Source organism: Tardiphaga sp., from assembly GCF_041424195.1.
Lineage (GTDB): Bacteria > Pseudomonadota > Alphaproteobacteria > Rhizobiales > Xanthobacteraceae > Tardiphaga.
The window spans coordinates 57,723-82,834 of sequence record NZ_JBGMOE010000205.1 but is presented as its reverse complement, the minus strand read 5'-3'; the positions used below and the strand labels follow the sequence as shown (position 1 = coordinate 82,834).

Annotated in this window: 15 protein-coding genes; 7 read left to right on the top strand and 8 right to left on the bottom strand. The window is 61.9% G+C overall.

The annotated features are described in order from the left end of the window. Window positions 1–22: 22 nt before the first annotated feature. From ACEK02_RS28310 to ACEK02_RS28295, 4 genes are read right to left on the bottom strand one after another with little or no spacing between them, the layout of a single operon-like run. On the bottom strand, window positions 23–592 hold the full coding sequence (locus tag ACEK02_RS28310; protein WP_371424792.1) for a peroxidase-related enzyme: 570 nt from the start codon (window positions 590–592) through the stop codon (window positions 23–25). A 15-nt stretch (window positions 593–607) separates the two neighbouring features. Then, entirely contained in the window at window positions 608–2,920 is a 2,313-nt protein-coding gene (locus tag ACEK02_RS28305) for a molybdopterin-dependent oxidoreductase (RefSeq protein ID WP_371424791.1), read from the bottom strand. A gap of 36 nt (window positions 2,921–2,956) precedes the next feature. Continuing rightward, window positions 2,957–3,733 (bottom strand): CoA-transferase, encoded by a 777-nt coding sequence (locus ACEK02_RS28300; RefSeq protein WP_371424790.1) that lies wholly within the window; start codon window positions 3,731–3,733, stop codon window positions 2,957–2,959. After that, window positions 3,733–4,518: a CoA transferase subunit A gene (locus ACEK02_RS28295; protein ID WP_371424902.1), complete on the bottom strand. Its 786-nt coding sequence runs from the start codon at window positions 4,516–4,518 to the stop codon at window positions 3,733–3,735. The genes ACEK02_RS28300 and ACEK02_RS28295 overlap by 1 nt, the downstream gene beginning before the upstream one ends. 268 nt (window positions 4,519–4,786) lie before the next feature. On the opposite strand from ACEK02_RS28295, the gene ACEK02_RS28290 reads away from it, so the two are divergent. The 5 genes from ACEK02_RS28290 (at window position 4,787) to ACEK02_RS28270 (ending at window position 14,547) form a co-directional block, all read left to right on the top strand. After that, window positions 4,787–5,941, top strand: coding sequence for an ABC transporter ATP-binding protein (locus ACEK02_RS28290; protein ID WP_371424789.1), 1,155 nt, complete (start codon window positions 4,787–4,789; stop codon window positions 5,939–5,941). Window positions 5,942–5,967: 26 nt separating this feature from the next. After that, window positions 5,968–7,731, top strand: coding sequence for an ABC transporter permease subunit (locus tag ACEK02_RS28285; protein WP_371424788.1), 1,764 nt, complete (start codon window positions 5,968–5,970; stop codon window positions 7,729–7,731). Between the two features lie 26 nt (window positions 7,732–7,757). Further along, window positions 7,758–8,852 (top strand): extracellular solute-binding protein, encoded by a 1,095-nt coding sequence (locus ACEK02_RS28280; protein WP_371424787.1) that lies wholly within the window; start codon window positions 7,758–7,760, stop codon window positions 8,850–8,852. Between the two features lie 122 nt (window positions 8,853–8,974). Then, window positions 8,975–9,724: an IclR family transcriptional regulator gene (locus ACEK02_RS28275; RefSeq protein WP_371424786.1), complete on the top strand. Its 750-nt coding sequence runs from the start codon at window positions 8,975–8,977 to the stop codon at window positions 9,722–9,724. 416 nt (window positions 9,725–10,140) lie between these two features. Beyond that, complete coding sequence (locus ACEK02_RS28270) at window positions 10,141–14,547, top strand: autotransporter-associated beta strand repeat-containing protein (RefSeq protein WP_371424785.1); 4,407 nt, start codon at window positions 10,141–10,143, stop codon at window positions 14,545–14,547. 98 nt (window positions 14,548–14,645) lie between these two features. On the opposite strand, the gene ACEK02_RS28265 is transcribed toward ACEK02_RS28270, so the two are convergent. Beyond that, window positions 14,646–18,593: an AAA family ATPase gene (locus tag ACEK02_RS28265; protein ID WP_371424784.1), complete on the bottom strand. Its 3,948-nt coding sequence runs from the start codon at window positions 18,591–18,593 to the stop codon at window positions 14,646–14,648. Window positions 18,594–18,804: 211 nt separating this feature from the next. On the opposite strand from ACEK02_RS28265, the gene ACEK02_RS28260 reads away from it, so the two are divergent. Beyond that, window positions 18,805–20,691 carry an inverse autotransporter beta domain-containing protein gene (locus ACEK02_RS28260; RefSeq protein WP_371424783.1) on the top strand — a complete coding sequence of 629 codons (1,887 nt, stop codon included), beginning with the start codon at window positions 18,805–18,807 and terminating at the stop codon, window positions 20,689–20,691. A gap of 194 nt (window positions 20,692–20,885) precedes the next feature. Here ACEK02_RS28260 and ACEK02_RS28255 read toward each other — a convergent pair whose 3' ends face one another. From ACEK02_RS28255 to ACEK02_RS28245, 3 genes are all read right to left on the bottom strand, one after another. Continuing rightward, the gene (locus ACEK02_RS28255) at window positions 20,886–22,103 is read right to left on the bottom strand and encodes an alpha/beta fold hydrolase (RefSeq protein ID WP_371424782.1); all 1,218 of its coding nucleotides are present in this window, start codon (window positions 22,101–22,103) and stop codon (window positions 20,886–20,888) included. Between the two features lie 12 nt (window positions 22,104–22,115). After that, window positions 22,116–23,006 (bottom strand): NAD(P)-dependent oxidoreductase, encoded by an 891-nt coding sequence (locus ACEK02_RS28250; RefSeq protein WP_371424781.1) that lies wholly within the window; start codon window positions 23,004–23,006, stop codon window positions 22,116–22,118. 64 nt (window positions 23,007–23,070) lie between these two features. Then, on the bottom strand, window positions 23,071–23,754 hold the full coding sequence (locus ACEK02_RS28245; RefSeq protein ID WP_371424780.1) for a GntR family transcriptional regulator: 684 nt from the start codon (window positions 23,752–23,754) through the stop codon (window positions 23,071–23,073). A gap of 114 nt (window positions 23,755–23,868) precedes the next feature. Here ACEK02_RS28245 and ACEK02_RS28240 point away from each other — a divergent pair, with 114 nt between their 5' ends. Continuing rightward, complete coding sequence (locus tag ACEK02_RS28240) at window positions 23,869–25,092, top strand: ABC transporter substrate-binding protein (protein ID WP_371424779.1); 1,224 nt, start codon at window positions 23,869–23,871, stop codon at window positions 25,090–25,092. Window positions 25,093–25,112: the final 20 nt, after the last annotated feature.

Here is a 25,112-nt window from a genome sequence, read left to right as displayed (position 1 = left end):
GATGGATTATCGCTGAGGCGCGTCAGCGCCCCATCGAAAAGAACTCGTCATTGGGACGCATGCTGGTGATGTTTGCCAGCCTGTTGGACATGCCGAAAAACGCTGCAATCGCGCCAATATCCCACGCATCTTCCTCAGTGAACCCGTGCGTCTTCAGGGTTTCGATATCGGCATTGCCGACTTCGTAGGCTTGCATCGAGACCTTCATCGCAAAGTCGAGCATGGCCTTCTGCCGCTCGGTGATATCGGCCTTTCGGTAATTCACAGCCACCTGGTCCGCGATCAGCGGGTTCTTGGCGCGGATGCGCAGGATGGCACCATGAGCGACGACGCAATACTGGCATTGATTTGCATTGCTGGTGGCGACCACGATCATCTCGCGCTCGGCCTTGGTGATGGGGCCCGGCTTGTCCATCAGGGCGTCGTGATAGGCGAAGAAGGCCCGGAATTCCTCGGGGCGATGCGCCAGGGTCAGGAAGACGTTGGGCACGAAACCCGACTTCTCCTGAACCGCAAGAATGCGGGTGCGAATGTCTTCCGGCATGTCCGCAATGTCGGGCACGGGAAAGCGGCTGATGGCAGGAGTCGTCATTGTTGCAGTTCCTTTTCAGACGGCCACAAGCGCGGCCAGTTGATTCTGATATTCTTCGAAGGCGTCGCGCTGATCTGCGATGTGCGGTTCCACCTTTACAAGACAGGTATGCGCTGAGCAGCCCTGACCGAATTGCGAGGTGCCGACATCGAGGGTGAGCACGTTCGGATTGCCGGCGACCTCGAGACCATCGTCACCCCGCGGTGTAAACCATGCACCGGTCGGCAGGATCACAACGCCGCGGCGCAAGGAATGGGTGACTTGGGCCGTGGCCAGGCAGGCGCCGCGGGTGTTCCAGATACGGATGGTCTGGCCATCGACGATTTCACGTGCATGTGCATCGTCCGGATTGAGCTGGGCCTGTTCGCGCCCATTGCGCTTCATGGCCCGGCTCGACGCGCCGGTCTCGAGTTGACTGTGCAGGCGGCCGGCCGGCTGATGCGTGATCAGGTGCAGCTCAGCCGGATCGTCACTGTTGCCCAGCCACTCGGCTGGCTCGATCCAGGCCGGATGCGAACGGCAATCGTCATAGTTGAGTCCGGCAAGCATTTCACTGCCCAGTACAATCTTTCCGCTTTCGGTCTTCAGCGGGAATTTCTCGGGCGTCTCGCGGAAATCGGCGAGGAAAGTGTGATCGGCCTTGACCGGACAGCGGGCATAGCCAGTCTCCCAGAACTCATCGAAGGCTGGCATCTCGAAGCCGAACTGCTCCAGCGCATCCTTGCGGCTGACATCGTAGAGATATCGGACCCAGCCCATTTCGTCGCGCCCCTCGTTGAAACGATCGGCAACGCCAAGCTTTCCGGCAATCAGATTGAAGATGTCGAAATCGGGGAGGGAGTCTCCTACGGGATTGATGGCCTGTTTCATCGCGAGGATGAGGTCCGAGCGCTTGTTGCCCGCCAGATCGTTGCGTTCGATCGACGTGGTCGCCGGCAATACGATGTCGGCGCGCTGCGCCGTCGCCGTGAACATTGGGTCCTGCACGATGATCGTCTCAGGCCGCGTCCAGGCTTCGGAGAGACGATTGATGTCCTGATGATGGTGATAGGGATTGCCGCCCGCCCAATAGACCAGCCGCGTATCCGGATAGACGTGAGTCTGTCCCTCATAGGTGAATTCAGCGCCGGGATTGAGTAGCATGTCGCTGATGCGCGCCACCGGGATGAAACTGTCGATCTGCTTCGTCAGTTGCGACATGCCCGGCGATTTGCCGATGTTGAAAGGTGCGCCAACGCCGCCGAGTGAGGCGTAGCCATAGCCGACGCCACCGCCCGGAAGCCCGATCTGGCCGATGACCGAGGCGAGGCCGAGCGCGGCCCAGAAAGGTTGTTCGCCATGATGCGCGCGCTGCAGGCTCCAGCTCACAGTAAGCATGCTGCGGGTATCGACCAGGCGCGTAGCGAGCTCGCCGATCTTGCCGGCGTCGAGCCCGCAGATCGCCGCAGCCCAGGCGGCATCCTTTGGCGTGCCGTCCGATGCGCCGTCGAGATAGCGCAGCAGGCGGTCGGATCCGCTGGTGCAGCGACCGAGGAAATCCTTGTCGTGGCGCCCCGCCTTCACGATCTCGCCAGCGAGGCCGAGCATGAGTGCCGTGTCCGTGTTCGGGCGGATCGGCCACCATTCGGCATCGACCCAATCCGGCATGTCGTCCTTCAGGGGCGAGACGTGAATGATCTTGATGCCGCGCGCGACGATCTTTCTGAGATAGGTTTCGAGCCGATGGCTGCCGATGCCTCCGGCCTCGCTCTGCGCGGTGCGCGGCGACAGGGCGCCGAACACCACCAGCGTCTCGGTGTGCCCGGCAATGGTATCGAGCGTATTGGATTGGCCGTCACAGGCTTCTGTGCTGCCCAGCGTATGGCGCAGGATCACCGGACCGGCCGCGATGGAATAGGTGTCGACGTGCCGGGTGAAGCCGCCGACGAGATTGAGCATGCGCTTCAGCAGCGACGAGGCATGGTGCAGCCGACCCGAATTGGTCCAGCCGTAGGAACCGGCAAAGATCGAGGCGTTGCCAAACGTGCCGGAGACGCGGCGAATCTCGTCCGCCACGAGCGTCGATGCCTCGTCCCAACTGACGGCGACAAATTTCTCCTGGCCACGCTTGCGGCGGTCGCTATTTTCTCGTTTCTCCAGCCACCCGGAACGAACCATCGGCTGCAACACGCGGCGTTCCGGCTTGGCCCATTCTGCAATCGAATGAATGATCGGTGACGGCGCCGGATCGTGTTCGAATGGCTCGACGCCTACGATCTGCTCGTCCTTGAGCAGGATCGTGTAGGCGCCCCAATGGCTGCAGTGGGGTACCCGCCTGATCTCACTCACGCGTTGTCTCCGTGGGCTGGCCCGCGTTGCTGGACATCATGAGACATGCGACAGCGGCCGCGCGACGTCACGAAGTTCGCGCCGCATCTGCGTGGCGAAATCGGGATAGGTCTCGGCAACTTCGTCAAGCACGCGACCGCGCAGCAGATCCAGCGTGGTCCGGTCCGGCAGCGCCGTCTGTTCCGGCTGGTCGTCATGGTCGAATTGGAAGCCGGTCGCGGCCCTGATTTCGGCAAGGTCGTGGCCGGGATGAATGCTCTCAAGTTCGAAGCCGGGACGGGTCTTGTCGAACCGGAACAGCGCCTTGCTGGTCAGCAATGCAATCGGACCGCCGCTTCGGAACACGCCGTCGTCGCTGACGCCAGGTGCGCTGATGAAATCCACCTTCTCGACGAGCGCGCGTGGCGTGTGCTCTTCGCGAAACAGGATGACTCGCGGCACAACGTAGTACAGATACGCTGATCCGAACGAGCCGGGCCATCGCACACTTGACTGCGGATAGTCGCCGACCCCGACCAGATTGACATTGCCGCAGCCGTCGATCTGCCCTCCGCCCAGGAAGAACGCATCGATGCGGCCCTGACCAGCGCAGTCGAACAATTCGGCGGAGCCGTTAGTGAAGAAGTTGTGCTCGACCGAGCCAAGGATCGAGATGCGCGGTCCCTTGGTGCCGCCGGCTTCCTTGAGTGCACGCAGCAGCATGGCGCCGGCGGCCGGAATGGGAGAGGAGGCGCCGACCGCAACATGCCGGACGCCGTCCAGCAGTCGCGCGATGGTGCAGATCAATACTTCGCGGGGGAGAACGTCCGTCATCACGCCGTCTCAGTCTGCGCAAGAGACATATATGCGGAGAAGCCCTCGGCCGAGCGTGCCTCTTTCGCATAATGCGCGATCTCTTCGGTGTCGGTCGAATACTCGCCCCATAGGCCATACGGCCATGCGCCTTTCGGCGCGAGACCAACGGCAGTGACGTACAGCGCCGGTAGAACGCCGGCGGCGCTCATCTCATCTGCGAGCAGATTTTCGTCGACGATACGCTCGACGGTGACGAGGATCGTTTCGGACGCATAAGCCATAGCCGCAAGTTCACGGCGTCGCCCGATCCAGACATTGCCGAAGCGATCGGCCATCGGCGCGTGGAAGATGGTGACGTCCGGTTTGATCGCCGGAATCAGAACGATCGGGTCGGCGGCGTCGGCGAGAGGATTGTCGATGACGCGCCAGTCCTCGCGATAGCGCAGCACGTCGCTGCCGATCAGGCCGCGCATGGGCATGAAGGGGATGCCCTTCTGCGCCGCCATCAATCCGGCGTGGATCGCAGGGCATGTGGCGTCCTTCAATTGGACTGCGCCCTCTCTCACGGCCGCGTTGAAACGGGGGGCACCGCCAGCTTCCCCCAGCGAAATGGCGCTCGTCTCAACCGACCGCACCAGGCCCGCTCCAATGAGCTGGTCAACCTGAAGTCCGCCGGTCGGCACGCAGACGAGATCGAGATTGCCTGCGCCGTGCTCGATGATCGGACGGGTCATGGCCATGGATACGCCGGCGTAATCGACCGGCAATGCGATGCGCATGCCCGGCTCGATGTGCTTCGCCATGGCGCCGAGTGCGCTGAGCAAAATAGCCTCCCCTGATAATTTGTTCTATATTGTAGAACGCAGTTCTGAGTTTAAGGTAGTTGCACTTTGACGAAACTGTCAATTCGTTTTTGCGGAAAGGCTTTGGTTGCAGTGCCTGGCGCGCGAACACCGTTGAGTTGCAGAGCAATTCATGCGCCAGCCTCAAGGCGTTACTTGACAAGATCGTGCAACGGCAAACAATATATGGAAAAGTGTTCTGCAATATAGAACGCTCAGGGAGGAAGAAATGGGCGAGCCAACGGCTCTGCGCGCCAAGCGCGGTAATGATTCTGTTGTTCAGGCATCGCAGAGCGATCACTTCAGCGAACGTGGCGTCATCGGATCGAGCATTGCTGTTCGCGAAGCAGAGAAGCAGTATGGCAGCTTCCGTGCCGTTGACCGGATCAGTCTGGACATCGAGCCTGGCGAATTCATTACGCTGCTCGGCCCTTCTGGCAGCGGCAAGACGACGCTGCTGAACCTGCTGGCCGGATTCCAGAGTCTCGACGGCGGCGAAATTCTCGTCGATGGAAAGCCGGTCCACAATGTGCCGACGCACAAGCGGGGCTTCGGCATGGTGTTCCAGAGCTACGCGCTATTCCCGAATATGACGGTGACGCAAAACGTTGCGTTTCCGATGCGCATGGCTGGCGTCGATCGCGAGACGACGGAACGCCGCGTTGCCGAAACGCTGGAAATCATGCGGCTGTCCGACCACGCGAGAAAATCGCCTTCGGAGATGTCGGGTGGGCAGCAGCAGCGCGTCGCCATTGCACGCGCCATCGTGATGCGGCCCAAGGTCGTGTTGATGGACGAACCGCTCAGCGCACTGGACAGGCGGCTGCGCGAGTCGATCCAGATCGAAATCCGCGATCTTCATCAAACCATCGGCAGCACGATCCTGTTCGTGACCCACGACCAGGGCGAAGCGCTGACGATGAGCGACCGTATTGCGGTGCTCGATGCTGGCAAGATCGTGCAGATTGGTCGGCCGCTGGAGATCTATCGCCATCCGACCAACCGGTTCGTGGCCTCCTTCGTCGGAGAGAGCAATCTGATCGACGCGGAGATCATGCAGAAGCGCGGCACGACCATGACTTTGAAGAACCGGGCGGGTTATGTCTTCAACGCGGAAAGTCGCGACGCCATCGATGTCGGGCGCGCAACCGTCCTGGTTCGTCCGGAGCGGATCTTGGTGTCGAATGAGCCGACCGCAACGTCGGCACCTGTCAGGGTGACGTCCGCGATCTTCCTCGGCGAAATCCTTCGCATCGAGGCGCAGATGGAGGGCGGCGATGCCCTGTTGATCCGCTGCACCGATACTGCCAGTCGGCCGCTGCCGGCCGTGGGCGATCGTCTCCATGTGAGCTGGGGTGCGGAAGACTGCTGGGTGCTGTCATGACGATGGCATCCATAGGAGCCGAGTCTATGCGTGGCGCCAGCCGAAGCTGGCGCGCACGGTTCAAGAATCCGGCGCTGCTGCTGCTGCCGGCCGTCGGCTTTCTCTCCTTCATCTACCTGTTGCCACTGATTGATCTCATTCGCATCAGCCTGAGTGGGCCGACCTGGCTGGCCCATTTCCAACGGGTTTTCGCCGTGCCGCTATATTGGGAATCGCTCGTGCGCACGATGCAGATTTCCGTCACGGTGGCATGTCTGTGCCTGCTGTTCGGCTATCCCACTGCGCTCCTGATCCACCGCACCCGCGGCACCGTTCGCGCTTTGGTGGCGACCGCGATTGTGCTGCCCTATTTCATCGCGATCCTGATCCGTACCTATGCCTGGATGGTGCTGCTCGGCCGCAACGGTCCAGTCAACAAATTCCTGGTCGCCATCGGCATCTTCAGCGAGCCGATGCAACTACTGTTCAGCCGCGGCACCGTGCTGCTGGGCATGACTGCAGTGCTGCTGCCCCTGATGGTGCTGAGCATCTATTCCAGCGTAGCCCGGCTCGATCAGGGCTTGACGCGCGCTGCGCTTGCAAGCGGAGCCGGCCCCATCGCCGTGTTCTGGCGCGTGCTGCTTCCGCTGACGCTGCCAGGCATGGGTGCCGGCTTCCTGCTGGTATTCGTGGCGGCGATCGGTTTCTTCATCACTCCGACGTTGCTCGGTGGGCCGGGCGATCAGATGTTCGCCATGCACATCACGCAACAGGCGGATTCTGTCACGTCGGAAGGATTTCTTCAGGCGCTCGGTGTGGTGCTGCTCGGAATCACCTTGCTGGTGGTCGGCGTCGCCGGCCATTTCCTCGGCCTGGAATTCATCTGGGGCGGACGAAAGCTCACCGAGACCGCGCCGAAGACACCTGCATCCGTCGCAGGTGCTGGCGCAGGCCGTCGCAGTTTCGGCAGCGCCGTCGCGGACCTGCTTGGATGGCCGTTGCTGCGGTTGTTCGGCCGGCTGCCGGCGAGTTGCGGCACGTGGACAGTCAGGCTGATGGGCGGCCTGGTAGTTGCGGTGCTCATCCTGCCGATCATCGTCGTGATGATCATCTCCTTCAGCAGCGCGAGCTATCTGACGTTCCCGCCGCCGGGCCTTTCGCTGCGCTGGTATGAACAGTTCTTCTCGGATTCGAACTGGATGAGGGCGTTCTGGACGTCGTCGATCATCGCGGCTCTGTCCGCCTTCATCGCGGTTGCGCTGGGGGCGTCTGCCGCCCTTGGAATCGTCAGGAGCAATATTCGCGGAAAATCTGCGATCATGCTGCTTCTGGTGAGTCCGATCATCGTCCCGCCTGTTGTGCTTGGCCTGTCGCTCTACACGTTGTTTTTGCGTTTCGATCTTGTCGGCTCGGTGTTCGGTCTCGCTGCAGCCCATGCGATCGGTGGCTTACCAATTGTCGTGGTGATCCTGTCGGCAGCCCTCCAAGGCGTAGATACGCGGCTGGAGCAGGCGGCGTCCGTCCACGGTGCATCGTCCCTGACGGTGTTGCGTCTCGTCACGCTCCCGGCCATCGCGCCAGGGTTGGCGGCGGCGACGTTCTTCGCCTTCCTGCATTCGTTCGACGAACTTGTATTGACGCTGTTCCTGTCGAGCGCGCAGTTGAAGACGCTTCCGCTCATGCTTTGGGGTGACATCAACTATCGGCTCAATCCGGTACTGGCTGTGGTCTCGACGCTGGAAGTTCTGCTGGTGGTCGGGGGCCTGTTCCTCGCGCGACCGGTGCTGACAACGTCGCAAAAAGCGACATGAAAAAACTCACGAGGAGGAAAGAGAAGATGGTGGGAATGAAATATCTGAGACTGTCGGCATCCGCGCTGGCCTCGGCTGCATTCATCGCGATGGGGACCGGCTTTGCCGCTGCGCAAAGCAATGTCGTGATCATGCAGGATCCTGGCGGCGGCTATGGCGATGCGCTGCGCAAGGTGATGTACGATCCGTTCGAGAAAGAGACCGGCATCAAGGTCGTCACGGTGCAGGAAGCCCGCAGCGGCCCGCGGATCAAGGCGCAGGCCGAGGCCGGCAAGGCGCAGTGGGATCTCACCTTCATCTTCGACCAGGAAACCAAGCTGCTGGGCGACTGCTGCCTGGCCGATATCGATTATTCCAAGCTTTCGGAATCGGCGCACAAGACCCTCGCCGCGATGCCGGACAACCTGAAGCGCAAGAAGGGCGTTGCGATGCAGGTGATCGGCGTCGGCCTCGTCTACAACAAGGACAAGTTCAAGGGCGACAATGTGCCGTCGAGCTGGGCGGACTTTTGGGACACCAAGAAATTCCCCGGACGTCGCTGCATGCCAGCCTGGCCGCGCTTCGTCTTTGAGGCGGCGCTGATGGCGGATGGGGTCGAGAAGAGCAAGCTGTACCCGATCGACATGGAGCGAGCGCTCAAGAAGATCAAGGAGATCAAGCCTCATATCGTCAAATGGTGGACGACAGCAGCACAGCCACCCCAGCTCTTGCTCGATGGCGAGGCGGACATGTGCCAGGCCTATACTGGTTCGATGAGCAAGCTTGCTCTGGAGGGGGCGCCGATTGATCTGACCTTCAATCAGGGCTTTATTTATTACGATTTCTTCTCGATCCCGAAGGGGGCGCCGAACTACGACAACGCGCTGAAATTGCTGTCCTGGCGTCTCGATCCCAAGCGGGCCGCGCAGCTCACGTCGGCCTTCCCGGTCGCGCTTCCGTCGCCCGTCGTCTTCGAAGCGGCGACCGACAAGAAGATTGCGCGTTACTGGGCAAACAACCCCGAGAATGTTGCCAAGGCCATCGAGTGGAGCCCGGACTATTGGGGCGCGCCTTCGCCAGCTGGCAATTCGACCAATGAGGAATATGCGCAGGAAAAACTGAACGCGCTGTTGGCTCAATAAAGGGAGCCATTGGTCTGGTGGCCCCGGTTTTGCTAGATCGGGGTCACCGCCGACTTCACGCCAATGATTGGATCAAGCTAAGATCATGCTGAACAGAGAGCTTCCCCGCTTCCGGCCGATCAATGGATAAAGCTTTTATCAAAGGACTTCGTCTGCTCGAAACGCTCGCGCTGAGCGAACGGCCTCGCGGGATCACCGATCTTGCGAATGAGCTCAAGTTTACCAAGAGTAATGTGCATCGGCTGCTGATGACGTTGCAGGCTCAGGGCTATGTGCGTCAGATTCCGCCGCACAGCACTTACGAACTCACTACCAAGATCTGGATTCTCGGCAATCACGTCATTCACCGGATGGATCTGTTCAACGTCGCGCGTCCTGCGATGGCCAAGCTGGCCGAACTAACCGGCGAAACCGTCCATCTCTCGGTGCTCGAGGGCACCGAAGTCGTCTATGTCGACAAGATCGAAAGTGCCCACCATATCCGCGCACATACCAGCGTTGGCATGCGAGCCCCTGCCTTCACCATGGCGACCGGGAAGGCCATGCTTGCCAAGATGCCCGATGATTATCTCGAGCAGTTCCGGCCACATTTGAGGCGCTATACGGATACGACACGGACCACCATTCAGGAGCTTCGCGAGGACATCGCGCTGGCGCGCGCCCAGGGCTATTCTTCGGTGTTGCATGGTGAGTGGCGGGAGGGCATCGCCGCCTGCGCTTGCGCCATCGTCGGTCGATCCGGCGAACTCGTTGGCGCGATCGGCGTGTCGGGGCCCGATACGCGGATCAAGCGAAAGCAAATCAAGGAATACTCCGTCCACGTCATGGAGGCCGCCCGGACCATCGGCGCAGCACTCGGTTATCCCAAATAAGTTCGGACGCAGCTCGCCTGTGCGAAACCATCGCTTGGCAACGTCGTCCCGGGCCAGCTCCGGGGGGGCGGTGAATGCTGCATCGCCCGTGTGGATGGACGACTAACGCGTCTCCTTAAAAGCACACCGTACCTTGTTTCAACACGCCCGAAGCAAATGTAACGGCTGTGTCACGCCTCACTAACGCTCACGACGACGGCAATCGGGTCGGATGTGGCGCTCATGGAGCTTCGGCGCATCACTCGCTAGCGCCGGGACAGCTCTATCGATGCGACAATTCTGTTCCAGAGCAGGTGTGCGTTATGACAGAGAAGCTGAATTCATCTGCCGTGTATCCGTTGGCCCAGCAGAAACCGGCCTTGCGGATCGACACAAGGCGGACTCGCGGCGCGACTGCCCTACTCGGGACAACGTGTTTGTCGGGATCGGGCGCGCGTCTGGCGCTGGTCGCGCTGATGACTGCGGGGTCATTGTTCTTTGCTCCGCCGGTTCAGGCCGCAACGTTCGATGTCGGGAGTGCACAGCAACTCGCTGACGCCATTAACAGCGCCCAGAACGGCGATGTCATCAAGCTTACAGGGAATATTACGCTCGATAGAACCCTGCCATCGGTACAGCGCAACGTCACGTTCGATGGCGGCAATTTCACTCTCTCCGGCGGCAATGCGCATCGCGGGCTCTACGTTGAGTCAGGCATCGTTGCGATCAACAATCTGCAGATCGTCAACACCGTCGCCCAGGGCGGCAACGGCGGAGCAGGGCTCACCGACATTCGCCTCTACGGCAACCGCATCGAGAGCGGCAGCGGCAGCGGTAGTGGCGGTGGTGGCGGCGGCGGATTGGGCGCGGCTCTGTTTGTCGGGAGCGCCGCGAATGTGACCACCAGCAACGTAACCCTGCTCAACGGCAGGGCACGCGGCGGCAATGGTGGCGATGTGCGGTACATTGGTGATTATCGCACCACCAGTGGCGGCGGCGGCGGCATGTACGGCAATGGCGGGGATGCTTCCACAGTCGATGGAACTGGGGGCGCGGGCGGCGGCGGCGCTGGAGGTTCGTCGGGAGGCCTCGGCGGAGGCGGCGGCGGAGGTGTTAACAGCGGTGGGTCGGGTGGCGTCGGCGGCGGCGGCGGCGGATCCAGAAACTACGACGTTGGTGGCTCAGCGTTTGGCGGTGGTAGCGGCGGCCAAGGCGGTTGGCGTACAATTGGCTTCGAGACGACTAATTTTCCCGGCGGCGGCGGCGGCGGCGGCGCCGGCCTGGGCGGCGCGATCTTTGTTCAAGAGGGCGGGCAGCTGACCCTCGCCGGCTCCCTCGACGTGTCCGGCAACACTGTCTCGGGTGGCAAGGGTGGCGTGAGCCCCCGAGGAGACAATGGTGGCGCCGGGCAAGCCTGGGGATCGGGTCTGTTCCTCATGGGCAACGGATCGCTGGCTCTGGGCGGCAGCGCGGGAACCCAGACCATCAACGACACCATCGCCGATCGGACGGGGGTTGCAGGCAGCGGTGGCAGTTGGGCCCTGGTCAAAAACGGTGCGAACGAGACCATCCTGAACGGAGCCAACGCCTATTCCGGGGGCACGACGGTCAATGGCGGTATGCTGCGTTTCAAGAGCGACGCAAGTCTGGGGACGGCCGCAACGACGATTACGCTGAACGGTGGCTCGATCGGAACCACCAATGACACTGCCGACGTGTCGATCGGTCGCTCGCTTAATCTCGCGGGCAATGGCGGTATCGACGTCGCCAAGAATCCTCTCACCTGGAGCGGCGTGATCAGCGGCGCCGGCCAGTTGCAGCAGACCGGACCTGGCACACTGACCCTGACCGGAGCCAACACATTTGGCGGCGGCGTCTCCGTTACGGATGGTGTCCTGCTGGTCCAGAACAACGGCAATCTCGGCGCGGCTGGCACCGGCATCATCCTGGCTGGTGCCGAGTTCGGGCTCGCTCAGGGGAGTTCGGCCCAGACGATCGATCGCCCGATCACGCTCAATGGCGTCGGCGGCTTCATAGGTTCAACCAATGCACTGACGTTGAGTGGCGTGATCAGCGGCACGAGCCAGCTCATCAAGTCAGGCAGTGGCGACGTGATTCTTTCCGGCGCCAATACATATATTGGTCCAACCTTTATCGCGGGCGGCGTGTTGCGCTTCACAAGCGGGGATAACAATTTCGGCGCGGCTGGCGAATCGATCAGTTTGCGCGGCGGCTCTGTCGGCAGCACCAACGCGACCCTCGCGGGAACGGTGCTCAACCGCAGCCTGATTCTGGACGAAAATGGAGGTATCGACGTTGCGCTGAACCAGATCACCTGGGCTGGAGTCATCAGCGGCAGCGGCCAGCTCATCAAGTCAGGCGCAGGTGAGCTGTTTCTGACCGGCAACAACACCTATTCCGGGGGCACGCTGATTGCTGGCGGTGTGTTGCGATTCGACACTGCCGCCGACATGGATAAATGGGGGACCAACACCGCGATCACGTTGAACGGTGGTTCGATCGGAAATACCACGAGCACCCCTGCGGCAACTTCGATCAATCGGAATATCACCGTGGAGGGCGCTGGCGGCGGGATCGATGTCGCACTGCATCCGCTCATATGGGCGGGCAACATCAGCGGCACCGGCAAGTTCGTCAAAAGCGGCGATGGCGAGCTGGAGCTCACGGGCACCAATACCTACAGCGGTGGCACGCTGATCTCGAAGGGCGGGTTGCGGGTCGCTTCCGACGCTGTTCTCGGCACGGCCGGCACCGGCATCACGATAAATAACAACGCGACCCTGCGTGCGGCGGCGAGTTTCACCAGCGCACGCAATTTGGCGCTGACGGGCGCAGGCGGCGTATTTCAGGTCGACGACGGCATGACCTTGTCGCTGACCGGCGTCGTGAGCGGGAGCAGCCTCACGAAGGTCGATCGGGGCACGCTCATACTCACAGGCACCAATACGTATCAGGGCAGCACCTACGTGAACGGTGGAACACTGCAGGGCAACACCAATAGCATTCGCGGCTATATCATCTTCGACAGCAATAACGCCAATCCGATCCCGAGATCGGTGACCTTCGACCAGGGATTCGATGCTGCCTATGACAGGGTGATCTCTGGTATTGGCAGCGTGACCAAGATTGGTGCCGGCAAGCTGTCGCTGTCCGGCATCCAAACCTATACCGGCGAGACGAACATCAATGCCGGAAATCTCAACGTCAACGGCTCGCTCGAAAGCTCGTCGGTGGTCAATGTCAACAAGGGTGGCACGCTATCGGGCAACGGAAAGTTCGGCAATGTCAATATCAATGGCGGCAAGGTATCGCCGGGCAACTCGATCGGTACCATCATCATCAACGGCAACCTCAACATGGGTGCCGGCTCGGAATACCATGTCGAGATCAATGGCACGAAGAGCGACCTCATTCAGGTCGCTGGCACTGCGAACATCCTGAGTTCGACCTTCAGCATCGGCCACGACACCGATACGACCTCTGCGCCGGTACTGCCGGGCAAGACCTATACGATCCTCACGACCGGCGGCGGGTTGACGGGTTCGACACCGGCTGTGGCGGTCGCCGACTTCCCGTTCCTCAACTTCCTGCTCGGCAGTGACGGTTTCAACGCCTATCTGACGACGTCGCGCGGGGCAGGCGCGTTCGCCGAACTGGCGACCACCCGCAACGAAAAGGCGGTGGCCAATGCACTGGATTCCGCGGGGCCCGGCAGTCCGCTGTGGCAGCAGGTGGTCGGCGCCAGCGAAGCGCAGGCGCGCGCCGCATTCACCAGTCTCGGCAGTGCCGCCATCCATGCCAATGCCGCCGGCGTGCTGTCGGCGCAGTCGCAGCATTTGCGCGACGCTGTAACCGATCGCCTGCGGCAGGACTTTGCCTATGGCACGTCGCTGGCGTCGGCGAGCAACGCGCTGGCCTATGCGCCGGAAGCGTCGGACGCCCGCAACGCCACTGCCGCTGATCGCAGCACGCCGTTTTACAAGGTGCCGCCGGCCGCCGCGTCAACGCCTATGCAGGTCTATGCCGTCTGGGCTCAGGCGCTCGGCAGCTGGGGCTCGCTCAAGGGGGATGGCAACGCGGCGAAGACGGATCACTCGCTTGGTGGCATACTCTCCGGTCTCGACGTCACCTTCAACGGCCAGTGGCGCGTTGGCCTGGCCGGCGGCTACAGCCAGTCGATCTTCAGGTCGCCGGACATTGCGGCGTCCGGGTCGAGCAACAACTATCACATCGCGCTTTACGGTGGTGGGCAGCTGGGCGCCTGGGGCTTGCGCGGCGGCACCAGCTTCTCGTCGAGCGATATCACGACGTCGCGGCAGGCTGGCGCGGTCCAGCTGCGCGGCCCGCAGAACGGTGAGTACGCGGCAACGACGACTCAGGTGTTCGGCGAGATTGGCTATAATGGGAACTATGGCGCGGTCGCGCTGGAGCCGTTCGCCAACATCGCCTACGTGCTGGTGGACGGCGGGGTGAACGAAACCGGTGTGGCGGCGGTGACCGGCTCATCAAAGCTTGACACCACCTACACAACGCTGGGGCTGCGCGCCGCGACGGCACTGACGAGCACGCTGACAGCGCGCGGCACGCTCGGCTGGCGACATGCGTTCGGCGACATCACGCCGGTGGCAGCGCTGGCGTTCCAGTCCGGTGGTGCGGCATTCGCTTTGGCTGGCTCGCCGATCGCCCGTGAAGCGCTGGTTGCTGAGGCCGGCTTCGACGTCGCCGTCGCCGCGAACGCCTCGCTCGGCGTGTCCTGGACCGGGCAATATGCCGACCAAAGCCAGAGCAACACGTTCAAGGGGAATTTCACCTGGCGGTTCTAGGTCGTCTCGACGGTGTTTTCGTCGTCCGCGTCGCCACGATGCCAGGGTACCGCGGCCTACTTCGTCATTGCCGTGCACAGGCCCAAAAGCTGCAGTGATTACTGCAGCTGACGCATCTCCGCATCGGTCTTCTCCAGCCAGAATCGCATATCCATCTCGCGATACATCGTGGTCGCGGTGACGAGTTGGTCGCGGGCCTGATCCGGCTGGTTTGAGTGCAGATACAGCTTTCCGAGGCCATGATGGCAACGCGCAACAAGCGGGCGCATGTCGAGCTCGGCTGCGAGTGCCAGCGCTTCCCGATAGTGGCCTTCAGCATGCTCCGGGGAGTCGGCGCAGACGGAGGCTTCGCCAAGAAGGTGGAGGGCACCCGCCTCGCCACTGCGCTGACCGCTCTCGCGAGCCAGGGTCAGTGCTCGCCCGGCAAACTCAAGAGCATCTGCCGGCCGGTCAGCGAGCATATAGGCTTCGCCCAGAGGGACGAGGAAAAGCGCCTGGGCAAGTCGATGCCCCATCTTTTCGAAGACGCTGAGCGCCTGCTCCAGGAACGGAAGGCCTTCGGCGGTTCGCCCCAGCAGCGCGTAGGCGTAGCCCAGACTTCCCGAGTTGCCCGCGACAAGGAACGGCAGGCTCCATTCGCGCGCGACTGTCAGCCCACGCTCCAGCAGGTCGATCGCGCGGCCCAACTCTCCCTTGGCGGTGAGAAGATCGGCGAGGCACCAACAGGCGATGGCCAGACTGTAGGGATGGTTGACCGCCTCAGCGAGCCGGACGCCTTCCTCGCCATGACCAATGCCGCGCGTGAACGTGCCCCGGTCGGCGTAGATGCGAGTCAGAAAGCCGTGGGCGGTTACTGCTGGAAATCCGGCCAGAGAGAATTGTTCAAGGCTCAGGTCACCGTCAAGCAGCTGCAAGACTTTCAGAAAGCAATCCTCGGCGTCCCGATGATTCAGCAGCGAGAAGCAGGCGGTTCCAAGAAAGACAGCAGCGGCCGCCTGCAGCGGAACATCCTCGAGGGACTCCGCAAGAATCTGGGCATCCTGGCCGAATGCAACCGCGTCCTTCGCATGTCCGCTCAGGCCGAGGGTTTGACACATATGCACCGAAAACTGGCAGAGCCTCCACGGATCGTCGAGACGTTTGGCCAGGCCTTCGGTTTCACGAAGATAGCTGACGATGCGTTCGAACTGTCCAAGCGGAGTAAGCGAGGTCTTCAGATCGAAGCGAAGATCGATGGCCTGTTGCAGCGTCTCTCGGGTTTCGGGCAGAGTCCCGAGAGCGTGGAGTGCCTGCTCGAAAAATCCGGCTGCTTCGCGGTTGGCCCAGCGCGCATGCGCAAGCCGCCCCGCTTTGACCCAATAGCCGATCGCGTCGCTGGCGAGTCCGGCTTCCATGAAATGGCGGGCCACGATTTCGGGTTGGCTTTCGATCAGTGTCGGGAAGCGTTCGACCAGTGTTCTGGCGATGCTTGCATGCAACTGGCGCTGCCGACTCTTGAGCATCGTGACATAGGCGGCGTCCTGCACGAGCGCATGTTTGAACAAGTAGCTCGCTTCCGGTCGTGTCCCGCGGCGCGAGATAAGACCGGAAGCCATCAATCGCGCGAGCGCTGCATCGAGGTCCATGGGAGTCAAACTTGACACTTCGGCGACCAGTTCGTGGGAGAATTCCCGCCCGATCGCAGCGCCGATCATGGCCACATCTCTGGCCGAACCAAGCAGATCAAGGCGAGCGACCAGTGAAGCCTGCAGCGTCGTCGGGATAGCGAGCGGTGGTAGTGGTGCATTGAGGACGTAGCCGTCGGTGGTCTCGTGCAACAGCCCGCTCTCGAGCAGAGTCCGCGTCAGCTCCTCGATGAACAGCGGCACGCCATCGGCACGCGACAGGATCTGCTCGACGATGATGTCGGGGAGTGCCTTGTCCAAAGCGATGCCGTGTATGATGCCAGCGCTGTCCTTCGGACCAAGGCGGCTCAAGGACAACGCCGTCACATGCGGTTGGCCGACCCAGCCTGGCTGGAACTCTGGCCGGAGCGTAACGATCAACAGTATCGGCAGGCTAGCTGCACGGGTCGCCATTCGTTCGAGCAAGTCCAGCGATGTCGGATCGATCCAGTGGGCGTCCTCAAACACGATCAGGATTGGGGCTCGTGACGCGGCGTCGTTGAGCCGGCTGAGCAGCGCATCGAGAGTCATCTCCCGTTTCTGTTGCGGGCTGGCCGTCAATGTGGGATAGCGCCCGTCTATCGGCACTCCGACCAGTTCGGCGACAAGCGCCACATCGCGTGGCAAATTTGTCGCGGTCGGTTTGAGCAGCGCCTCCAGCCGGTCAAGCCTTGTATTATCGCTGTCGTCGGGCTCGAAGCCGGCATCCTGCTTGACCTGGGCAATGAAGGGGTGAAGCGCACTGTGTGTGTGATGCGGAGAGCAGAAATAGCGAAGGCGCGTATGAGGTTCGTCGTCCAGCCTGGCCAGCAGGCTCTCCGCGACGCGCGACTTGCCGATGCCCGACTCGCCGGAGATCAGCACGACATGACCCGCATCGGATTTGGCTTGATCCCAACGGCGCAGCAGCAGCGCGAGTTCTTCCTGTCTGCCGATGAAAGGGTATGCAACATCGCCACGCCGTGCATCGAAACGGCTCACCCCAACCATTTCACCATGCACCTGCCAGGCTTCCACATCAATGTGATGCAGTTGGCGGCATTCGAACATTCGCCCGACGAGGCGTCGCGTGCTGGCCGCGATAGTGATTTCGCCCGCTGCCGCCGTAGTCTGCAGCCGTGTTGCCAGGCTGGGTGCTTCGCCGATTGCGACATGGCGCCGGCGATCGTCTGCTGCAGACCTTTCGTCAATAACAACCGGCCCGGTGGCGATGCCGACGCTCGCCTGAATTTTTTCGCCGGAAGACGTCGTCAGCTTGCCGACCGCGTCGAGGATTGAAAGACCCGCGCGCACCGATTGCTCCGCATCATGTTCATGAGCGGCCGGATAGCCGAAATAGACCAGCGCGCCATAGCCCTGATACTGGGCGACGAACCCGTCATGTCGCGTGGCTATATCGGCTATCATCTTGTGGAAGGCAGTGATCAGATCATGGACGTCTTCGGGATCAAGGCCTGCCGACGGCGGCATGGAGCCGATCAAACTGCAAACCATGAATGTCAGCTGGCGTTGCTCAAGTGGGTCTGGGCGAACAGCAGCTCTGGTCGAAGCATCATCGGTCGGTGCGGCGGTGGTCCTGGCTTGGATGTCCTGCCCGGATGCCCCGTGCATGGAGGAAAGGAAATCATTGACAGTCGGCGACGCGCCAGGCGGCCTGGCGCTACGAAGCTCGGCGACCAAAGACTGCGTTATTGCATCCGGTTCTGTGTTCAGCTCTTGTTTGAGAAGTGTGGCGAGATCCTGGTAGTGCCTGAGTGCCTCGGCCTTGCGTCCCGTGGCGACCAGCGCCTGTACAATCAAGCGATGAGCATCCTCACGCAGGGCATTCACTGCGATCGCCCGGTTGGCGACTTTGAACGCGATCTCCGCATTCCCCACACGCATCGCCTGTCGACTGTGGCCGACCATGGCGTCAAGCGCGATGCCTTCCAACCGCTCGCGTTCAGAGCCGCGCCAATCTGACCATGCGTCTTCTGTGATATTCAAATCTGTTAACAGTGGCCCCGCGTAAAGATCGCAGGCCGCAGCGAGCGAGGCGCAGCTTCCCTCGACGCTCAAAGCTTCGAAACGGACCGCATCGCAATCGATCAGGCCGGGAGCGAGCCAGACGTCATCGTCGTTGTTGATGAGCGCATCTTGGCCCAGAATACGCCGTAGCCGGAAAAGCGCCTGGCGCAGATTCTGCCGGGCTTGGGTCTCGTAATGCGAGCCCCAGAGCAGGTTTGCCAGCTTTTCACGCGGCTGCGGCGCCTTGCAAGCCAGATAGGCCAACAGCCCCGCGAGCTTCCTGCTCGGCAGGCGGACAACGCCATCCTTTGTCGTCAGTTCGAACCGCCCGAGCAATGACAGGCTGAATCTAGGGAGTTGCGTGCTGTCCATCATTCCACTGGCGACATGTTGACGATGATCGTTTCCTTGAAAGCACACTCTAGGTGGGTTCAACGCGTTGCAAGTGGAATTAACGGCCGTGTAACGCCTCGCTAACACCTGCGACGATGGCGGTCGGATTAAAGAATCATTCAGATGCTTTTTCCGAACCGCGGTCGTTGGGTCATGTATGCGGAGAAATATGAATAATTCAGATTCCTTTCGCGTGCGGGAGCAAGCGAAGCTGTTCTCCATAGCCGCGCTCGCTTTGCCGACCGCGGGCCGCCTCGCGCGGCGGCTCGCCGCCGCCGTATTGGCGGGAGCTCACAGGTTGGCTGCTGTTGTGGCTGTGGTCGCGCTGTCAGTTTCCCCGCTACTCGCCGACACCCCGAAATGGGGCGCGCATCTCGATTTCGAGGGGCGCTGGGGCAATGCCCGCTCACTCGGTGATGCCGGATTGTTTGCGCCATTGTGGCAAGATCCGAACACGTTGTTCTTCACGGACATTCGCGGCCGGTTCGACTCCCAGGATGGCCGCGAAGGCAATTTCGGGCTCGGCATCCGCCGCATGTTCAATAACGGCTGGAATCTCGGCGCCTACGGTTATTACGACGCGCGTCGCACCGCGCTCGGCAATATGTTCAATCAGGTGACATTGGGCGTCGAGGCGCTATCGGCGGATTTCGATATCCGCGCCAATCTCTACGCGCCGTTCGGCGATACAAGCCGGCAGATTGGTACGACCGGCGGCGGCGCCCCGTTCGCGGAACTTGCTAACGGTACCATCCAGGTCGTTACGCCCGGGATTGGTCAGATCGTCGAGCGGGCCATGACCGGATTCGACGGCGAGATCGGCTGGCGCGCACCGGTGTTCGATGTCGAGGCGCTGACGCAGGTTCGAGTTTACGGGGGCGGTTACTACTTCAGTGGCGGCGGGGTGACAAAAGATATCGCCGGGCCGCGCGGCCGGATCGAGTTCTCGATCGATGATCTCGCAGGATTCTCGGCCGCACGTCTCACCTTCGGCGCGGAAGTACAACATGATGACGTGCGCGGCACGCAGGGCTTTGCGATCGCGCGGCTGCGCGTACCGCTGCAGGTGGATCGACCGGCGGCGCGGCTTACGGCACAGGAACGGCGGATGACCGAGCGTGTCGTGCGCGATGTCGATATCGTCAGCGGCACCGGCCGGGGCGCGCAACTGCGCGCCGAGGTGCGCGAAGCGGCTGTCAACACCTGGAATAACCAGGCCGTCACGACAGCGACGCAAGTGGACGCGAGCACGGAGGCAGCACTGCAAGCCGCGCTCAATGCGCAGGGTGCAGGCAGTGTGGTTATTCTTAACGGCACAATTACCGGCGTAACCACCGGCACCAGCGTCAACGCGAACCAGACTCTCATTGGCGGCGGCACCATGCTGGCCGTGAAGGGCGCGACGACAGGGATGGCGGCGAACTTTGTCGCACCCGGTGCGGCAGGTGTCATCAGCGGGCACGCAAGTGCCGGGGGGCTGGGCGAGGGTATCATCCGCGTCGGTGCGGGGAGTGTCGTTGGCGGGTTGACCGTGGCCAACTCTTCCACCGGGGCCGGCGATGAACACGGAATTTTTGGCGATGGCGCAAACGGAGCGGTTGTGTTTGGCAACAGCATCACGACGGGTGAATTTGCTGTGGGTGTGATGTTCCTGCGGTCCGATAATAGCCAGGCGATGGGCAACCGGATCGCGTCGTCGGGCGAGGGTGGTGTTGCTGCGCAGTTGCTCGATTCAAATAATGGCCGGGTCATTGGCAACCAGATTACGAGGTCGGGCGATCAAGGTGCGGGCATCGCAATCACGAACTCGCGTACTGCCCATGTTCGTGGCAACAACATCACGACCTCGGGGACCGACGCGCTGGGCATCTATCTTTGGGACGCCTCGGCCGTCGTAACGGACAACATCTTTGGCCCGATCGGTGGTGCGGCGATCCTTCCCGGGGACAGGAGCAGCTTCATGTCCGGTTCGACGGGCAACGTTCTAAACGGCCCTGCGAACCAACGTTGCAGCAGCATAGGACCAGCTTCATCCGGCACGGTGTATTTCACCGACGGCATCAACTGCGTCTATCCATGAGAATGTTCCATCTCTCATGGCCGTGTTCGACACACGCAGGGGGCGCTTCGGGAGTACGCCATCGGCGAGGTCGAACTCGAGTCGCTTGAGATGGAGTTCGCAGCACAGCGCGATTGCTGGCCGCGATCGGATCGCTTCGCCGAATGATGTCAAGGCAAAGTGGCCTTCTGGTGCGAAGCGGATGTTCGAAAGGCCTAGCGCCTGAGTGCCGCAAAGACAGGTCGCAGATACTCAAGCATCTTTGGCGGGTTCTCCGTCATCGGAAAGTGCCCGAGCTCCGGCATCTCTGTCACCACCGCGCCCTCGATCCATTCGGCGAGCGCATAGGCATCGCTCACGGTGGCGGAGAAGTCGTAGTGACCGATCAGGAGATGGACGGGGATCTTGTGGCCATCGATGAGCTTGGCGATCTGCTCGCCGTCGAACTCGTCGGAATAGAAAGCCAGATCGCCGTCATAGATGCCCGGAGCACCCTGCGAATAGATCCATGCGGCGCGGCGACGATCCTCAGTGGGGCTGGATGGACTCATCAATCCGCGCACATAGGCTGCCGAATGCCAGCCGCCATTGACGCCTGCATGCGTGAGATAGTCGTTACGACGGCCGCGTGGGCGCAAAGGCGCTTCGAGCGCGATCACGGCCTTCACGAGATCGGGTCGCTCTGCGGCGAGCGCCATGGCGATGCCGGCGCCCATCGAGCAGCCCATCACTACAACGGGTTCGCCGATCGCCTGTTCGATGAAGCTCGCGCACCAGTCCAGATAGATCGGCTGATCGAGCTGATAGATGCTGCCGTCCCAACCGATCGGAGGCATCGAGCGGCCGTGATGCGGCATGTCGAATCCGATCAGGCGCCAGTCGCGTCCAAGTTCCGGATCGCACATGACGCCGTGAAACTGTCTGGTATCTGCACCCGCCGTATGCAGACACAGCACCGGCCTGCCGGTGCCCGTGGCTTCTGAATAGATTTCGGCAATCTGCCCGCCGGCGCTGTGCACGCGGTGATAGCGGCCTTCAAGGCGCGTGAGATCGACTTCGACCGCATGCGCGGCCGGCATCGTCAGATTTGCGAACACGGCCTCGAGAAATGCCCGGGCCTGCGCAATGACCAGCGCATTGCCGGTCACGGTGAAGCTGGTGTTGCGCAGCTGGATCGATGAAAACGAATGATAGGTCGGCGGCGGGCAGGGCGCCAGCACCTTCAGCCATGCCGTGGCTGGCCCGGATAGCGCGATGTCCGGTGCATGGCTGGGTATGCTGACAACCGGCTGGTTGCTGCGACAAGCGATCGCGACGATGGCCTCGTCGATCCTAAACTGGATCTCAAGATCCAGTCCGCGTGCAAAGGACTGCACCTCCGGCGCGGCAATCGCGACCGCAAGTCGATTGCGCAGCTCGTCGATCAGGCTCATGCCCGGTGTCACCTACTTCTTGGCAGTGAGATAGCGACCGATCTCGACATGGTCGGCCGATGGTCCGAGTTTCTCCAGCGCGGCATCCCACAGCGCGGCGACTTCATCTGCCAGCGGCGCATTGACGCCGATCTGGTGGGCGAGTTCGTCAGCGGTGCGGATATCTTTCGCCATCAGGGCCAGCCCAAATCCCGATGTGTACTTCTCGGGAATGATGAATTGCTTGAGCTTGTTCTCGGTCGAGTTGTTGCGTCCCGTGGAGGCATTCAGCACGTCGACGAGAACGTTCGGGTCGATGCCGAATTTTCCGCCGATGGCAACGGCTTCGGCGGCAGCGGCGAGGCCCGCGGCCGAGACATAGTTGTTCAGCGCCTTGGCGGCGTGACCGGAGCCGAGCGGACCGGTACGAAACACCGACTTGCCCATGGCATTCAGCACAGGATCTGCGCGATCGATGGTCGTGCCATCACCGCCGGCCATGATCGCCAGCGTGCCGTCGATGGCGCGCTTCACGCCGCCTGATACCGGCGCGTCGATGAACGCGAGACCTGCTTCGATCAGTTCTTCGCCGAGCGTGCGCGTGCCCATCGGTGCGGACGAACTCATGTCGATCACCACCGTGCCCGGTGCGAGCTTGGCCTTGAAGCCCTCGACGGCAGCGCGAACGATCTTGCCATCGGGCAGCAAGGTGATGACGGCGGCTGCATCCTTGACGGCTTCATCGACGGTCGCGGCCGACGTGCCGCCGGCTTCGGCATATTTGGCGCGTGCTTCGGCGAATGTATCGAAGCCGACGACCTGATATCCGGCGCGCGCAATGCATGCAGCCATGGGGCGTCCCATATTGCCGAGACCAATGACGGCGATCTTGGCAGGCGGATTGATGGCGGCTGAATTCGACACGGGGCGTTCCTCTTTACGTTCTTATCTTACCGGATACTTCGCGGGCAGCGGGTGGCTGCGCCATTCAGGGATTATCGCGCCGCAACGCTTCCAGCGCGATCGCGGCGGCATTCTTGATGTGCTGGACGCAAGCCTGCTCGGCGCCATCCTGGTCGCCGGCCTCGATGGCGACAAGGATGGTCTCGATTTCGGCAAGACTGCGGCCGATGCGGTTGGACTGGGTCATCGACGTCATCCGCAACACAGTGACGCGGTTCAGTAGCATCTTGAGAAAACGTTCGACGAAGGTGTTGCCGCATCCTTCGAGCAGCGCGGCATAGAATTCGGTCTTGGCGGCCAACAGGTCGCTGCGGTCTTCCTGGCCGGCAACTGCGCCCATCTGAACGAACTGCTTGCGTAGCCGGGCGATGATCTCGGGATCGCGCAGCCGCGCGCATTCACGCCCGGCATAGCCTTCCAGCAGCGCGCGCAGATCATAGAGCTGCTCGGCTTCCTCGACGCTGATGGTGCTGACGATCGGGCCGCGATGCGGGATCGTGGTGACGAGCCCTTCTGCCTCGAGCTGCCGCAGCGCCTCGCGGATCGAGGTGCGGCCGACGCCGACCTGTTCGCACAATTCACGTTCGATCAGCCGCTGGCCGGGCTTGAACAGCCCGCTTCCGATTGCGGAGCGCAGCCTGTTTTCAACCAGCAGTCGCAGGCTGGTCGATTCCCGCGAGACATTGAGGTCCGATTCGATCTTGGCCATGCGTCAATTGACCGCCTATCAGACAATCTGTCAAGCAGCTTGACCGCTCGTCTGTTTTGTGTCGAATAAGCGACGAAGCCGCCAAGGCCGTTCCTGCATCCGGAGAAAGCGCCCATGTCCAAGACAACTTCCCATCGTGGCGGCCTGAGCCGCCGTTCGCTGCTGGCCGGAACGGCTTCGCTGCTGGCGAGCCCGATGGTGCTGTCGCCTGCGCGCGCACAGGCCAAGCCGGTCAATATCGGCGTCATCATGCCGCTGTCCGGCGCCAATGCGCAGTTCGGTATCAATTCACGCAACGGCATCGAGCTGGTCGCCGACGAGATCAATGCAGCCGGCGGCATCAAGGCGCTCGGCGGCGCCAAGATCAATCTGATCGTCGCCGATGCGACGTCGACGCCGACCACGGCGGGCACCGTTGCGCAGCGCCTCATCACCCAGAATGACGTCACGGCGATTCTCGGTGCCTTTGCATCGTCGCTGACCATTGCGATTTCGGAGGTTACGGAGCGCCGCGACATTCCGCTGCTCACCATGTCCTTCGCAGACCAGATCACCGGCCGCGGCTTCAAGAACATCTTCCAGATCGTTGCCAAGGCGTCGGCGCTCGGCAAAGCGCAGCTCGACTACACGCTGGCGATTGCGCAGGCCTCCGGCACCAAGATCGACAAGATCGCGATCATGTATGAGGACACGGCATATGGCACCGCGCAGGCGGCAGGCCTTCGCGCGGCAGCCAAGGCGGCGAATATCGAGATCGCCATGGATGACGCCTATCCGCTGGGGATCACCGACACCACGCCGCTGATCAACAAGCTGCGCGCGTCCGGTGCGCAGGCCGTGTTCCCGGTGTCCTATCTCAATGACAGCTTGCTCTTGATCCGCACCATGCGCCAGCAGCGCATCACCATGCCGGCGATCGGCGGCGCAGCCGGTTACGTCATTCCGGATTTCGAGAAGGGTCTTGGCGAGTTTGCAGAGAACGTCCTTTCGATCGCGCCGGCCAATTACGATCTCGCGCCCGATCTCACCGAACGTTTCCGCAAGCGCTACGGCTATTTCATGGTGCACGAGGCGCTCGAACACGCCGTTGCGCTCGACGTACTGGTGCAGGCCATCGAGAAGGCGAAGTCGGCCAAGGCCGAGGACGTCACCATGGCGCTGCGCGGCGCCAAGTTCACCGGTGGCTGGACCAAGACGATGACCGGCGGCGCCGTCGAATTCGACAGTACCGGCCTCAACGTCCTGTCCGTTCCGGTGATGGTGCAGTGGCGTAACAAGGAGCTCGTGACGGTCTGGCCGAAGGACGTCGCCAAGGGCACCGCGGTCTGGAAATCCTGACGAGCTAACGAAAGATCCCT

What these genes read in the sequence shown, in the direction of transcription:
- ACEK02_RS28310 (WP_371424792.1), bottom strand. Translation starts at nt 592, where the DNA reads ATGACGACTCCTGCCATCAGCCGCTTTCCCGTGCCCGACATTGCGGAC.
- ACEK02_RS28290 (WP_371424789.1), top strand. Translation starts at nt 4,787, where the DNA reads ATGGGCGAGCCAACGGCTCTGCGCGCCAAGCGCGGTAATGATTCTGTT.
- ACEK02_RS28285 (WP_371424788.1), top strand. Translation starts at nt 5,968, where the DNA reads ATGCGTGGCGCCAGCCGAAGCTGGCGCGCACGGTTCAAGAATCCGGCG.
- ACEK02_RS28300 (WP_371424790.1), bottom strand. Translation starts at nt 3,733, where the DNA reads ATGACGGACGTTCTCCCCCGCGAAGTATTGATCTGCACCATCGCGCGA.
- ACEK02_RS28255 (WP_371424782.1), bottom strand. Translation starts at nt 22,103, where the DNA reads ATGAGCCTGATCGACGAGCTGCGCAATCGACTTGCGGTCGCGATTGCC.
- ACEK02_RS28265 (WP_371424784.1), bottom strand. Translation starts at nt 18,593, where the DNA reads ATGATGGACAGCACGCAACTCCCTAGATTCAGCCTGTCATTGCTCGGG.
- ACEK02_RS28280 (WP_371424787.1), top strand. Translation starts at nt 7,758, where the DNA reads ATGGTGGGAATGAAATATCTGAGACTGTCGGCATCCGCGCTGGCCTCG.
- ACEK02_RS28295 (WP_371424902.1), bottom strand. Translation starts at nt 4,518, where the DNA reads ATGGCGAAGCACATCGAGCCGGGCATGCGCATCGCATTGCCGGTCGAT.
- ACEK02_RS28275 (WP_371424786.1), top strand. Translation starts at nt 8,975, where the DNA reads ATGGATAAAGCTTTTATCAAAGGACTTCGTCTGCTCGAAACGCTCGCG.
- ACEK02_RS28240 (WP_371424779.1), top strand. Translation starts at nt 23,869, where the DNA reads ATGTCCAAGACAACTTCCCATCGTGGCGGCCTGAGCCGCCGTTCGCTG.
- ACEK02_RS28245 (WP_371424780.1), bottom strand. Translation starts at nt 23,754, where the DNA reads ATGGCCAAGATCGAATCGGACCTCAATGTCTCGCGGGAATCGACCAGC.